A 13918-nucleotide genomic window follows, 5' to 3' on the forward strand; every position below is an offset into this window, starting at 1 on the left:
ATAATGCTTTTACCCAATGTTAGCAAAAATACGGGTAAAGATGCCAAAAAGAAGTGATGTGAAAGATAATGCATCTGATTTATAAAACTTTAGTTATTTGCATGTTATAAACCTGGATATGCGAAGCTCACCCTTTTGGATCATTTTTGCCGGCCTGATGCTATTACTTGATTTTTATGTATTCCAGATCATTAGGCTTTTATCAAGTAATTCCGGGACAAAAGCAAAAACCATAATATTTGCATCCTATTGGTCAGTCTCGGTTTTAGCCTTACTTATATTATTTCTTTTACCCTTATTTGATAACATCCCCAAGGCAACAAGAAGTACGCTGTTTGCCGTAATTATTGGAATATTTCTGAGCAAATTAATCGCCTCTGTATTTTTTTTATTAGATGACCTGCGTAGAGGTATACAATGGCTGGCGGCAAAATTACTTTTTAGAAATACTGAAGGAGAAGGTATCCAGGAATCTGGTCGCATTTCTCGTTCCGTTTTCTTAAGCTGGTTTGGTTTGGCATTTGGAGGTACTTTGTTTTCAACCCTTGTTTATGGTTTTTCTAATAAATATAATTATGAAATCAAAAGAATAAGACTGGCATTCCCTAACATTCCCGGATCTTTCAAGGGGCTTAGAATCGTGCAAATCTCAGATATTCATAGTGGTAGCTTTACTGATGTGAAAGCTGTAGAAAAAGGCGTAAAGGAAGTATTGTCCTTACATCCGGACTTAATTCTATTCACCGGGGACCTCGTGAATAATACAGCGGATGAAATGGCGTTGTACAAAACTGTATTTAACCAGTTAAATGCCCCAATGGGTATATATTCTATATTGGGAAACCACGATTATGGTGATTATTATAATTGGCCTGATGCTGAGGCGAAAAGAAAAAACCTGGATGCGTTAAAGGCGGTTCATAAGGAGATGGGTTGGACTCTTCTGCTTGATGAACATGTTTTGTTGGAAAAGGAGGAAGAGAAAATAGCGCTTATTGGAATCCAGAATTGGAGTGCTTTGAAACGATTTCCTAAATATGGCAATTTAAAAAAGGCATACCAGGGCACTGAAAATATCTCCTTTAAGATATTAATGAGCCATGATCCTACACACTGGGATGCTGAAGTTAGGCCCGATTATAGTGATATAGATCTTATGTTATCCGGTCATACTCACGGTATGCAGTTTGGAATAGAAATTCCCTGGTTCAAATGGAGTCCTGTACAATATGTTTATAAACAATGGATGGGCCTATATGTAGCTGGGAATCAAAAGCTGTATGTCAACTCGGGATATGGGTTTATAGGTTATCCTGGAAGGGTCGGTATTTTACCGGAAATCACTTTGATTGAGTTAGCCTGATTCAATAATATGATATTTTTATCGTTACAAATTGTTTTAAACTTATATTACTTATAGATGTCTATCGGATACCATTTACTACTGAAGAACCAAAATTTGCTGTAATGCCCAGAAAGGTTTTAATGCTGATTATTTGTAATTTTTGTTTGGTTAGCCTGGCCTTTAGTCAAAAACCTGCCCGGCAGCCTGAAATTGATACTAGTTTTACAGATTATGATGCATTATTTAATGAATTAGATGTTTTCCTGGATTCATTAACAGTTCCCAGGAGCTTTGCACTTGTCAATTTTGGTCTTAGTTCAGGTTATTTCAACTATGCCTCGAAAGAAAGTTATGTTGCTGAACCTATCAAGAAATTCTTATTAACTCCTTCTGTATCATATTTTTCTAAATCAGGATTAGGAATTACAGGTTCCGTAAGTATTATAAATGATGGTCAGAAAGTAAATCCTTATCAATTTAGTATTACAGGTTCTTACGATTATATACAAAACAGAAAATTCATTACAGGGATTGCATTCACACATTTTATTACAAAAGGCAATTTACCTTTTTACACATCACCCCTGCAAAATGGTGCAAATATCTATTTTACATATAGAGATTTGCCAGTCAAGCCTACTATATCAGTGAATTATGGATGGGGAAGCCGGTCAGCATATACTGAAAGAAGAGAATTGATTAATTCTATACGTTTAAAAAGAAGAGGTTATACCAGGGTCAATACACTGGAAAGTATAAATGATCTTAGTGTCACCGCCTCATTCAGACATGATTTTTACTGGTTAAATGTTCTATCAAAAAATGAATATTTCCGCGTTACTCCGCAGTTAACTTTTATCAGTGGAACCCAAAAGTTTGGTATCAATCAAAGCAGCGACACTTATGGAATAGTAAAAGGTACAGGAGCAAATATTTTATTTAATTCAGAAAACTCCTATCTCGACGATAGCCATTATTTTCAACCATTATCCCTGGCAGGGTTTATCAAAACAGAGTATTCAAAAGGTAAGTTTTTTGTCCAACCCCAGTTCATGGTTGATTATTATTTCCCGGCAAAGGATGGAAATTTAGGAACTGCCTTCTTATTAAATGCAGGGGTAATTTTTTAGTTGTTTGATTTTATTTAACATTCACAGATTTTACATGGCATCAATCTTGGCTTCTAACAATCTTATCAAACAATTGTTATGAAAACTAAATTTTTTGTCCTGTCTGCTTGCATTTTTTTTGCACAGGCTGCTTTTGCACAATTTACAGTTGGTATTAAAGGCGGAACAAACATTACTAAAGTAGAAGGCAAAGCCTTTCGGGATGAATTTCGTTATGGATATCATTTAGGTGGATTTGCAGATATTGGATTGGGTGGGAGGTTAGGTATTCAACCTGAAGTTTTATTCAACCAGTATCAAACCCGTGCTGACAGTAGTTTTAAAAACGTCTATCAAAATGCAACCAATTTTAGTAATTATAAAGATGTAAAGTTGAACTACCTGACAATTCCTATTTTATTAAATTATAAGTTAGGAAATATCTTATCCCTACAGGCAGGTCCGCAATTTGGAATCCTGATATCACAGGACAAAAACTTACTGGAAAATGGTAAGGAAGCGTTTAAATCCGGAGATTTTTCTTTGACTGGAGGAGCCCAGATCAATATTAGCAAACTTCGTCTGACAGGCAGGTATTTTGTTGGATTAAATAATATCAGTGATGTCGGAGATCAAAATAAATGGAATAACCAGGGATACCAGCTTTCACTTGGAATAGCCTTATAAATTCATATAAACTTATTTTCTGAAAATCCCTCTTAAAGAGGGATTTTTCGTTTTAACGACTGTGTCCTAAGAGAATGAAGATGTATAATACTTGAACACCATCAATTCCTTATGTAAATTTGCAGTCTTGCCTGGAAAATCAGGAATTGGTCATAATTAATAAATTATCGCGAGTGAACTTTAATTTGAAGTCGGAAGAAGAGATGGATTTTATTCCCATCATACCTCTTAATGAGACAGATGCTGAAGCAAATGAAAAGATTGACATACCCTCAGAATTGAGTTTATTGCCTTTGCGCAATACGGTCTTGTTTCCAGGTGTTGTTTTACCTATCACAGTTGGCAGGGATAAAAGCATAAAAGCTGTTACTGATGCTTATAAAACGCATAAATTGATAGGAGTTGTAGCTCAAAAAGATAGTAGTGTTGAAGATCCAACAGCTAAAGATCTTGAGAATGTTGGAACAGTAGCTAAGATTGTGAAGCAAATAAAAATGCCTGATGGTGGCACAACAATTATCATCCAGGGAAAAAGCCGATTTGCCATTGATTCAGTTATTATGGAAGAACCCTACTTTAAGGCAAATATTAACCTGATATTTGAAGAGGAACCTCCTAAAGATCCAGATTTTGAAGCCTATGTTTCAAATATCAAAGACCTGGCAACAGAAATAATTCAATTATCTCCAAATATTCCTACAGAAGCATCAGTAATATTAAAAAATATAGAAAACCCATCTTTCCTGATTCACTTTGTTTCAAGTAACCTAACAATTGATATTAGGGAAAAGCAAAAAATATTAGAGCTTAATAATATTAGGGAAAGAGCTGATCTTTTAATGCAGTTTTTACAAAAAGAGCTTCAGTTTGCTGAATTAAAGAATAAGGTTACTAATAAAACCAGGGCCGAAATTGATAAGCAGCAAAGAGAGTATTTTCTGCAGCAACAATTAAAAAGTATAAAAGAAGAATTAGGCGGAGATCCCAACGAAAGAGAAATAAAGGAATTACAAAAGAGGGCAGAGGGTAAAAAATGGCCGGATACTGCAAAGGAAACCTTTAGGAAGGGAATAGAGAAGCTTGAAAGAATGCATCCAAGTACGCCCGATTATTCCGTAGTATATAATCATTTAGATCTGTTGCTGGATCTGCCATGGCTGGATTATACGCAGGATGTTTATGATTTGGATAAAGCAAAAGAAATTCTTGATCATGACCATTATGGTATGCAGAAAATTAAAGAACGTATTTTGGAATACCTGGCCGTATTAAAACTAAAAGGCGATATGAAAAGCCCAATTTTATGTTTTTATGGCCCTCCCGGAATTGGAAAAACATCTCTTGGAAGAAGTATTGCCAACGCTATAGGTAGAAAATATGTAAGACTAAGCCTTGGTGGAATTCATGATGAAAGTGAGATCAGGGGTCATAGAAAGACATATATAGGTGCTATGCCAGGTAGGATTGTTCAAAATATCCGTAAAATTCAGTCATCAAACCCAGTAATGATTCTTGATGAAATCGATAAAGTGGGAAGTGATTTTCGTGGAGACCCCAGCAGTGCTCTTTTAGAAGTTTTAGATCCCGAACAAAATCATTCTTTTTATGATAATTATCTCGAACTTGAATATGATTTGAGTAAGGTATTGTTTATTGCCACAGCAAATAATCTGCAAACGATTCAACCTGCTTTACGTGACAGATTGGAAATAATTGAATTGAGTGGTTATGCAGTTGAAGAAAAGATTGAAATTGCTAAACGACACCTTATACCCAAACAAAAGGAAGCGCATGGACTGAAATCAACCAGGTTTAAGATATCTGACAAGGTACTTGAAAAAATTATCCAGGACTATACAAGGGAAAGTGGGGTTAGGGAATTAGATCGGTTGTTGGCAGCCATCATGAGAAACCTCGCCAGGCAATTAGCCATGAAAGGAAAGGTAAAAGCAACACTTGCTATCGAGGATATTGAAAAGATATTGGGACGCTCGAAGTATAACAATGAGATATATAAATCTGCAAATATTCCGGGAGTTGCCGTAGGACTTGCTTACACCTATGTTGGTGGAGATATTCTATTTATAGAAGCCTCTTTAAGTGATGGTAAACCTGAATTAAGATTGACTGGAAACCTGGGAAATGTGATGAAAGAGAGTGCAGCAACAGCTTTATCCTATTTGAGTGCTAATGCAAGAAAGTTTGGTGTTGACCCTGCAATGATAGAAAAGAAAACGGTGCATATTCATGTTCCTGAAGGAGCTGTACCTAAAGATGGGCCGAGTGCGGGGGTGACTATGTTAACAGCTTTGACCTCAGCATTTACAGGGAAAAAAATCAAACCATTTCTTGGCATGACAGGTGAAATTACATTACGTGGACAAGTCTTGCCAGTAGGAGGAATAAAAGAAAAGGTTCTGGCTGCAAAAAGAGCCGGTTTAAAGGATATTATCCTCTGTTCTCAAAATGAAAAGGATGTGCAGGAGATCAATCCTGAATACATTAAGGGCGTTAGATTTCATTATGTTAAGACCATGAGCCAGGTGATTGACCTGGCGTTACAGGAATAATCATATTTGTTACTTCAATTATAATTGTGCCTTTTTGCGCTTTATAGGATTAATAGTACTTATTTTATTCTGGACGCCAGGAAATTCTCAAACCATTGGGGGGAGAGTTGCTTTTAATTTTTTAAAGCTGTCATCAGATCCCGTGCTTACCGGTGCGGGAAGTATAAATGCATCTTATATAACAAACGAAGTAGGTCTTACGGCTAATAATCCGTCTTTACTAAATCCTGCAGTGAACGCCCAGTTGTTAGTAAGTTTCAGTAGTTTTTTAAAAGGCGTTAAATCTTATAGTGCTACCGGGGCATACTATGATCGCAAAACTAATACAACATTTGGCGGGCATATCAACTTTATAAATTATGGCTCTATTATTCAAACTGATGCTTCTGGGATGTCATATGGGCAATTTCGTCCAATAGATTTTGTGATTCAAGTCGAAGCAGCAAGGGCCTACCTGGAAAACTGGAGTTATGGGGTAAGCCTTAAAATAATAAATTCCATATACAATCAATACAAGGCAAGTGGAATCGCTTTCGATGTTGGGGTGTTATATAGAGATTCACTTCATAATTTTTCAGCTTCTCTGCTCGCAAAAAATATGGGTTTTCAGGTTAAAAATTTTGGCGGAGAAAATGAAGACCTGCCATTCGACATCCAGGTTGGGATAACCAAACGACTGCAAAATGCACCGTTGGGGATATCGCTAACAGGATATCACATAAATAAATTTGACCTAACCTACAATGATACTGTATTTAATATCGAAAATGGAAATCCTGAAAACCACACGACCATAAATAATATTCTAAATCATTTCGTTGTAGCCGGTCATATTTATTTAAGTAAGAATTTGGAAGCAATTGTTGGTTATAACCATTTGCGCCGGATGGAATTAAATATGGGATTATCAGGTAATGGTTTAAACGGATTTTCTACTGGATTAAAAATATCATTTCAAAATTTGCAAGTGTTATATGCGAGGTCCGTATATCAAAGAAATGTAACACTAAACCAAATTGGAATAAATCTTGGAATGAATTCTTTTTTTTCGACGGGAAAATTGTAGAAGTCTAATTTACTAAATGATATATTTCAAACGCTTCAGCATACAAAGTGTTTGATTGTATCCCCCTTACAATAGCTAGTGACTTTTGAAAATCAGGATCCATGTATTTACGATGTGCCTGGGATTTATATTCTTTTAAAGCAGATTGTTTTGCTGAAAGCTGATCTTCACTAATTCTTTCAAAATAAATCGGGGAAAATTTAAAATTATTCCACGGTAATTCATAGCCAAAGATATTGGAGTTTTTAAACGCTCGAAATCCTTCAGAATAAATTACCTGGTGATCCTGGTGAATATCATGCTCTGCCGGCAAATAAACAGTATCAGGCTGAAGTTCTGCATTTATTTTTATAAGCTCTTCTAAGATTTCTTGCCTGTTTACTAATAATTTCCTAACCTGGAAGTCAAAAAATCGAACATCCTTAATACCTAGGAAATTTGTCGCTGCGATGCATTCATTTTGAAGCGTATCCGAAGGAAGATTGTCTGGCAAAGATTGAGAACAGGTAGAAAATGCAATATAAGTTACTTTTCTTCCTTCTATGATAAACTTTGCTATGGAGGCTCCGCATCCAAGTTCACCATCATCTGTATGAGGGGCGAGAATTAGTATGTTATGATTTTGCATTAATTGCCATTAATTTATAAAAAAAGTCGTGTCAGATACCAATTTAAAATTTTGATTAAATCCTGAATTCAGTAAGCATCTGAATTCATTGACGTTAGAAATTTCCTCCTTAAAACAGGAATAGTTTTTATTTGGCAAAAGAATAGCATTGAGGTTCATAAAGTAATACTTCCTGAATTCTTCTTTTGAAGAAAATTCTCTAAAACCATGGTCACCCATCAGTAGAATAATAGGAGGCTTAACTGAGTTTAGCAATATATGATCAACCAGCTTAATTAGTTTATCATTACAATATTGTAAGTATCCAAGATAATTTTGTTTAGAAGACCAGTTTTCTTCCGTAATGGAATTATAATAATTGAAATTTCCTGCACTATCCAGATAATAAGGATAATGTGGCATCATTAAGTGTGTGTATATAAATTTCGGTAGGCTTGAATTTGTGTTGGAAATTTCAAGCGTTTCTTGATATAAATGCTCTGTTTTTTGTACTTCTTTTTCTACGACAAACCTCATAGCCCACTCAAATTTATATTTAGTAATGAGGTTGAAAGCAATATCTCTCTTGATTCTTCCCAATAATGTTTGTGAATTTATGATCCCAGGGCCAACTTCAAAAAATTGCGAATTCTCCAAAGGGGGTATGTTGTCAAAACGGAAAATGGAAAAATTGTAAATTTTGTAATTCAATTCCTTGAAAAAATCTATGACTGGATTTGAATTAATGTTTTTAAAACAATAATTAAGGTCTTTCGGATTCTCCTTTATACTGTTTAAATCTAAGTAATTCATTTTTAATGTAGACGCTAATGAATAGGGGGTAAGGTTGTAATTGCTTTTTGAGTTGGAAACAATATGAAATCCTCTTAATCTGAGCTGATTTAAAAATTTTGAATTGTCAAACATCAGGACATCATTCAAAGAATTTTGCCCCGAATAGCCATCTGCTATAATAAAATAAACATCTGGTTTTTGACCACTCTTAGTTATTTGTTTATACTTGATTTGACTGTTTCCATTTTGTTGTCCTATACTTTTCAATACATAGCCAAGTTCTAAAGCAATGAAAATTGCTAGCAATACATTTAAATAAACTAATATTCTATGAAAACTGTAATTTGTTTTTTTGATTACCTTATATACTATAGCTATAAGAATTATTATGAGTGGGAGAAGAATAGAATACCGGGTTATTATAGCATTTTGAAAGTATGTTTTTAGAAAATCATGAGCCCATCCAAAAAAAAAGAAAATAAACATTAAAAATCCTGTAAATACTGATCCTTTTTCTGAGCTTTTTAATGCTTTTGAAACAACTAATAAAATCAATAAGAACCAAATCCAATATTTCAATAATAAAAGTAAAGCGTCTTTTATCAGGACTACCGACGTATTATTATTAAATCCATGAAATACAAAAAAGAGAGGTAAAAGGATTAAATAGTATTCATATCTAAACGACAGCACCCCTGATTTATATTTCATGTTTACGCATTAAATATATTGTCCTTTTTGTATCAGATATATACTCCTTTTTTAAAATAAAGAAATAGTCTCCAAAAGATCTAAGGAATTTATCTTCACTGTATTCATGATATATGCGGACACCACTATTGAGCATCAACTCAACTTTTTCATCTTCTTTTGGAACAAATTCGATAATCAGGTATTTGCCCATCGCTGATAAGATCTTGGCAATTTTTTCAAATGGAATATTTTTCCCTATCGCAAGATGGTGAACCACAGCCAAAGCCATTACTAAATCAACTTTGATTCTTTCCAAAAATGAACTATGCTCTTCGTTATTTAGACCAATACCAGGAGAAGGATTACTGAAATCAATAATTAGTGGGGTGCAGTTTAAAACATTACTTTTCTTAATCTTCCTGTATAGTTGATTAATTGAATAATGATCGAAATCTACGCTTATTGTGGAAATATTATTTTCGGCAAGGAGTAGTGAAAACTCTCCCTCATTCGCTCCAATATCAATGGCAGAATGTATAGATAAGGAGGAAAGCCAGTTTTGAATTATATTCTTCTTTTCTATCAGGTAATCTTCTCTTTCTCTTGCTTCATTATAATACCCCGACCAAACCCCTGAAGTTGCATTTAGCGAAAAAGATTGGATAGTTTGTTCCAGGCTTTTTAATAAGTTTTCCTGTTTGGTTTTAGAAAAAACTATTTTTTTATCAGATTGGGTGGATGGTTTTAAGGAATAAGCTGCATGTAAATGTAAATGCAGGTAAGTATTTAAATTGAACCTGCTTTTGAAAGGAAGTAATTTTTTTACAAGTGATAGAGGAATGCCTTCCGGATACGATAGCAACAGGTTTTGCAGGGGTATTTGGAGATAATGCATTAACGCCAGCGGAGCCAAATAGTGTTCACAAAATTGCCTGTAAGCCACCCAGGGTTTTGTAGCATCCCATTTTTCAAAAGATAAAGTATCTATAAAGATCATTTTACCATCAAACCATTGAACATTATAACCTGAAGCATCTTTAAGCATCATGTTATATTTCATTGCTTCCTTTGCAGCCTGTAAGGTTAACAATGCAGCTTCCTTAAGCATGTCAAAACTCCATTCATACGGATAGCTTATAAAAGGAATTACAATAGGTTTAAGGGTTGTATAGTAATCTTCTGAACCTGTAAGGTTTTCATTGATTTGCTGGTGGGAAATAAGAATTTTATTCGTAACAAGATCATTATAGAGCCCACAAGATGTGAACTCGTCGAAATCAGCCTGGAAGATTTTGTTAACCTGTCGGTATAATATGCCATTACCAGATCTGAAAATGTAACCGGAAGGATCCCTAAAAGAAGCAGGGTGCAGTTTGACACGGGACATTAAGGTGTTTTCGTTTTCTTTCTAAATAATTTATACCACCAGTGCCTGATATATGTCAGTATGTTTTTAAAGAAAAAAGCGACTCCTAAAACTGCAGCTATTATAGCCTGCACAAGGTAACTTCCGCTGCCGGGATCAATATAAAGTAGGTAAAAAAGCATTAGAAATAACTAAGGTTTGTTTTTGGGCCTAAAGATAATGCCGTTTCATACATAAGACGAATTGTTTGTTCTACATCATTTTTATGTAGCATTTCAACAGTTGTATGCATATAACGCAAAGGAATTGATATTAAAACAGAAGGACAGCCATCATTTGCATAGGCAAAAGAATCAGTATCAGTACCTGTGCTCCTTGATACAGCCCTTAGTTGCACCGGGATATCTGCTTTTTGAGCCACACTTTCTACCAGTTGCAATAATTTATTATGCACAGCGGGTCCATAAGACAGCGATGGTCCCTTTCCGCAACTCGTATCACCTTCTACCATTTTATTGATCATAGGCGTTCCGGTGTCATGGGTTACATCCGTAATAATGGCAATATTGGGTTTGATTCGGCGGGCCATCATTTCTGCACCTCTAAGTCCAATTTCTTCCTGTACTGCATTTACTATATATAATCCGAAAGGAAGTTTCTGCTTGTTCTCCTTTAATAAGCGGGCAACTTCAGCTATCATAAAGCCTCCTATACGATTGTCAAATGCACGTCCTATGAAATAATCATAAGCTAATTCGTCAAAACCATCCTGGTAGGTAACTACCGATCCAACATGAATTCCCAGGTCTTCAATTTCTTTCTTATTCCTGGCTCCACAGTCCAGGAAAAGGTTTTCAACTTTTGGCACTGGTTCTTTATCAGAATTACCGATCCTTGTATGTATTGCAGGCCAACCAAATACAGCCTTAACCGGGCCATTTTTACCATGGATCCAAACTCTTTGTCCTGGTGCAATCTGGTGATCCACACCTCCATTTCGCTTAAGGTACATCAGTCCTTCATTGGTTACATAATTTACAAACCAACTTATTTCATCAACGTGAGCTTCTAATACAACTTTAAATGGATTAGCAGGATTGATCACACCTACAGCGGAACCATATGGATCAGTGATTATATCATCAACATAAGGTTTTATATAGTCAATCCAAAGTTTTTGCCCTGTATATTCAAAACCCACAGGGGAGGGGGTATTAATATAATTCCTAAAAAACTGCAGTGATTTTTCTGTGAGAATAGACTTGCTTTTTTTTACAGTTTTTGCCATGCTTAAAATTTATCGGACAAATTTAACTAAAACCACCAAAGGAGCTGATAACATCATAAAACCATCCAAAACAAAATAATATAGGTAATCCGAGGAAGTATTTTTAGACGGATAATACAGAAAACAAAGTAATAGACCAGGTATAGCTAATGCGCCAATGAGACCAATATCCATTAACGGTATTAAAAGTAACAGTGTTATAAAAAACACAGCCATTGTCCCCCAAAATAGTATATCAATACCTTTTTCATTTAACATGGTGATCAACGATCGGATTTGATCCTTTTTATCTGACTCTCTGTCTCTGTAATCAAATAATATGCAAATGGCATAAATAAAAAAGAATCTGTTAACAACAAACCATATTTGCGCATCTGATAAAACAGGGTTATGAATAACCATTGGCAAAAGCGCTGTAACATGTGTCCAGGAAAAAGCTAGAAAAATAGTTTTTCCTACTGCAATTTTTCTGAGGTGGATAAAAAACGGATGAGGAATTTTAGGTGCAGAATATAGAAAAGTTACGAAGGCTGTTACACCCAGCCAGAACCATTGATGTATCAATAAAATAGAGAAGATTGCGGAACCTATCAAACCAATAAAAAAAAGGCCGAGGTGAAGTTGTTTATTCCTGATATTCCACACTACTTTTTCTGTGGGTCCTCCTATATTTGGAGGCGTAAGATACCAGTGAAAATTATAGCTGCAAACCGTTCCTGAGAATACAAAACCCAGGATGCGAATTGATGGTTGTAGGTCAAACAATAGATCAGTTTGATAAACCATGAATATGGCGCAAAAAGCAATAAACAAACTGCTGAAAACAAAGAAATCAAACGCCTTTTTTAATATGCTTATCAATTATTGCCTGATTACTATAACGCTTGTTTGTGCAGTATCGCTTTTATTTCCGGCCTTATCTCTGACTACAAATTTCAGACTTAAAGTGTCTGGCTCTTTTTCAGGAGGGTTACCTGTGCCAGGAATTGGAATTGCCGGAATGCCTGCTATAAGAGCTGTCTGGCTTGTTTGATAGGGCATAAAAACCTGTATCTCTCCTTCTGTAGTATTTGGAAATGAAGGAATAGGGGTTTTGATCATAGCTGGTATAATGGGTGATTTTTGATTGGTCCTTTCCCTGACTACAATAATTGAATCACTAACATCTCCCTCCTTATCCGTAAACTGCAGAATTACACTCAACGTTCCATTCACAGGGACAACATCCGGGGTAACAGTTTTTATTTTTATCTGGGGTTTTGTTTGAAATTTATCTTTGTTGCAGGCAAGTATTACTGCCGCTAATAAGGTAAAAGCAATTATTCTTTTCATATTTTAACTACAAACCAAATTTACAGTATGGATAGTGAAATACCTAAAATGTGTGATTTAGAAAAAATGGTATTTGCTATAAACAACGAAAAGGCCTTTGAAACTATTGCATTGAATCTATACCGTTATCAATTTAATAACAACCAGGTTTACGGGAGATATTGTACTATACTTGGTAAAACCCCTGATGTTGTTACTAACATATCCCAGATACCGTTTCTGCCCATAGGTCTTTTCAAAAGCCATATAATAACAACCACAGTTTTTGAGCCAGAGCTGGTTTTTCAAAGCAGTGGAACCACGGGACTAAATAGCAGCTACCATTATGTAAAAAAACGAGTCATTTACGAAAATAGTTTTAACCGGTGCTTTGAGTTCTTTTATGGAAAAACTCAACAATATGCTATTCTCGGCTTGTTGCCATCATACCTGGAAAAAGGCAATTCTTCATTAGTTTATATGGTTAATAATCTCATTGAACAAAGCAACTATTTAGAAAGTGGATTTTATTTATATGACCTGGCAAGTCTTTTCCAAACATTGGAGGGGTTAAAAAAAGATAAAAAGAAGGCAATTTTGTTTGGTGTAACCTATGCGCTTTTAGAGTTTGCCGAGAAGTATCCTGGCAACTTTGATAATTTAATTATTATAGAAACCGGGGGTATGAAAGGTAGAGGAAGAGAATTGACTAGAGAGGAATTAAATACAGAACTTCGAAAAGCTTTTAAGGTTGCGAATATCCATTCAGAATATGGAATGACAGAATTGCTTTCCCAGGCTTATTCAATCAACGGCATTTTCCAGTCTCCACCATGGATGAAAATCCTTGTCAGGGATGAAACTGATCCTCTTAGTATAAAAGCATCAGGCAAAATAACTTCCGGTGCGATTAACGTTATTGACCTTGCTAATATTTATTCCTGCTGTTTTATTGCCACGGAGGATATAGGCAGACTTTACGCCAATGGAAATTTTGAAGTAATGGGAAGGATGGATAATACTGATATCAGGGGTTGTAGTTTGCTTACCATATAAGATAGCTTAGAATTTCCCAATTTAT

Annotated in this window: 12 protein-coding genes; 6 read left to right on the top strand and 6 right to left on the bottom strand. The window is 35.2% G+C overall.

All coding sequences use genetic code 11. From position 1 onward, the window contains the following. The first annotated feature begins 118 nt into the window (after window positions 1–118). The 5 genes from BP74_RS04420 to porQ all read left to right on the top strand — a co-directional run bounded on the left by BP74_RS04420 (window position 119) and on the right by porQ (window position 6777). A complete protein-coding gene (locus BP74_RS04420; RefSeq protein ID WP_496371464.1) occupies window positions 119–1363 on the top strand; it encodes a metallophosphoesterase in 1245 nt (414 codons plus the stop codon). 104 nt (window positions 1364–1467) lie between these two features. Beyond that, window positions 1468–2475 carry a hypothetical protein gene (locus BP74_RS04425; RefSeq protein ID WP_496371466.1) on the top strand — a complete coding sequence of 336 codons (1008 nt, stop codon included), beginning with the start codon at window positions 1468–1470 and terminating at the stop codon, window positions 2473–2475. Window positions 2476–2553: 78 nt separating this feature from the next. Next, window positions 2554–3141 carry a porin family protein gene (locus BP74_RS04430; RefSeq protein WP_496371468.1) on the top strand — a complete coding sequence of 196 codons (588 nt, stop codon included), beginning with the start codon at window positions 2554–2556 and terminating at the stop codon, window positions 3139–3141. 173 nt (window positions 3142–3314) lie between these two features. Then, the gene (gene lon, locus BP74_RS04435; protein ID WP_496371470.1) at window positions 3315–5711 is read left to right on the top strand and encodes an endopeptidase La; all 2397 of its coding nucleotides are present in this window, start codon (window positions 3315–3317) and stop codon (window positions 5709–5711) included. Between the two features lie 34 nt (window positions 5712–5745). Further along, on the top strand, window positions 5746–6777 hold the full coding sequence (porQ, locus tag BP74_RS04440) for a type IX secretion system protein PorQ (RefSeq protein WP_496371472.1): 1032 nt from the start codon (window positions 5746–5748) through the stop codon (window positions 6775–6777). Between the two features lie 4 nt (window positions 6778–6781). Here the strand turns inward: porQ and BP74_RS04445 are convergent, their stop codons facing one another. From BP74_RS04445 to BP74_RS04470, 6 genes are all read right to left on the bottom strand, one after another. Beyond that, window positions 6782–7405: a PIG-L deacetylase family protein gene (locus tag BP74_RS04445; RefSeq protein ID WP_496371474.1), complete on the bottom strand. Its 624-nt coding sequence runs from the start codon at window positions 7403–7405 to the stop codon at window positions 6782–6784. Window positions 7406–7414: 9 nt separating this feature from the next. Further along, window positions 7415–8890 carry a sulfatase-like hydrolase/transferase gene (locus BP74_RS04450; RefSeq protein ID WP_496371476.1) on the bottom strand — a complete coding sequence of 492 codons (1476 nt, stop codon included), beginning with the start codon at window positions 8888–8890 and terminating at the stop codon, window positions 7415–7417. Continuing rightward, window positions 8880–10259 carry a class I SAM-dependent methyltransferase gene (locus tag BP74_RS04455; protein ID WP_496371478.1) on the bottom strand — a complete coding sequence of 460 codons (1380 nt, stop codon included), beginning with the start codon at window positions 10257–10259 and terminating at the stop codon, window positions 8880–8882. The genes BP74_RS04450 and BP74_RS04455 overlap by 11 nt, the downstream gene beginning before the upstream one ends. Window positions 10260–10419: 160 nt before the next feature. Beyond that, on the bottom strand, window positions 10420–11526 hold the full coding sequence (locus BP74_RS04460; RefSeq protein WP_496371480.1) for a M42 family metallopeptidase: 1107 nt from the start codon (window positions 11524–11526) through the stop codon (window positions 10420–10422). Between the two features lie 9 nt (window positions 11527–11535). Then, complete coding sequence (locus BP74_RS04465; protein ID WP_496371482.1) at window positions 11536–12291, bottom strand: UbiA prenyltransferase family protein; 756 nt, start codon at window positions 12289–12291, stop codon at window positions 11536–11538. A 96-nt stretch (window positions 12292–12387) separates the two neighbouring features. Then, complete coding sequence (locus BP74_RS04470; protein WP_496371484.1) at window positions 12388–12858, bottom strand: hypothetical protein; 471 nt, start codon at window positions 12856–12858, stop codon at window positions 12388–12390. A gap of 48 nt (window positions 12859–12906) precedes the next feature. On the opposite strand from BP74_RS04470, the gene BP74_RS04475 reads away from it, so the two are divergent. Continuing rightward, window positions 12907–13893 (top strand): LuxE/PaaK family acyltransferase, encoded by a 987-nt coding sequence (locus BP74_RS04475; RefSeq protein ID WP_496371486.1) that lies wholly within the window; start codon window positions 12907–12909, stop codon window positions 13891–13893. Window positions 13894–13918 lie beyond the last annotated feature (25 nt).

It is taken from the genome of Flavisolibacter ginsengiterrae DSM 18136 (assembly GCF_059568575.1).

Excerpts from the sequence above, each read along its gene's own strand:
- BP74_RS04420 (WP_496371464.1), top strand. The coding sequence starts at position 119 with ATGCGAAGCTCACCCTTTTGGATCATTTTTGCCGGCCTGATGCTATTA.
- BP74_RS04425 (WP_496371466.1), top strand. The coding sequence starts at position 1,468 with ATGCCCAGAAAGGTTTTAATGCTGATTATTTGTAATTTTTGTTTGGTT.
- BP74_RS04430 (WP_496371468.1), top strand. The coding sequence starts at position 2,554 with ATGAAAACTAAATTTTTTGTCCTGTCTGCTTGCATTTTTTTTGCACAG.
- BP74_RS04445 (WP_496371474.1), bottom strand. The coding sequence starts at position 7,405 with ATGCAAAATCATAACATACTAATTCTCGCCCCTCATACAGATGATGGT.
- BP74_RS04450 (WP_496371476.1), bottom strand. The coding sequence starts at position 8,890 with ATGAAATATAAATCAGGGGTGCTGTCGTTTAGATATGAATACTATTTA.
- BP74_RS04455 (WP_496371478.1), bottom strand. The coding sequence starts at position 10,259 with ATGTCCCGTGTCAAACTGCACCCTGCTTCTTTTAGGGATCCTTCCGGT.
- BP74_RS04460 (WP_496371480.1), bottom strand. The coding sequence starts at position 11,526 with ATGGCAAAAACTGTAAAAAAAAGCAAGTCTATTCTCACAGAAAAATCA.
- BP74_RS04470 (WP_496371484.1), bottom strand. The coding sequence starts at position 12,858 with ATGAAAAGAATAATTGCTTTTACCTTATTAGCGGCAGTAATACTTGCC.
- BP74_RS04475 (WP_496371486.1), top strand. The coding sequence starts at position 12,907 with ATGTGTGATTTAGAAAAAATGGTATTTGCTATAAACAACGAAAAGGCC.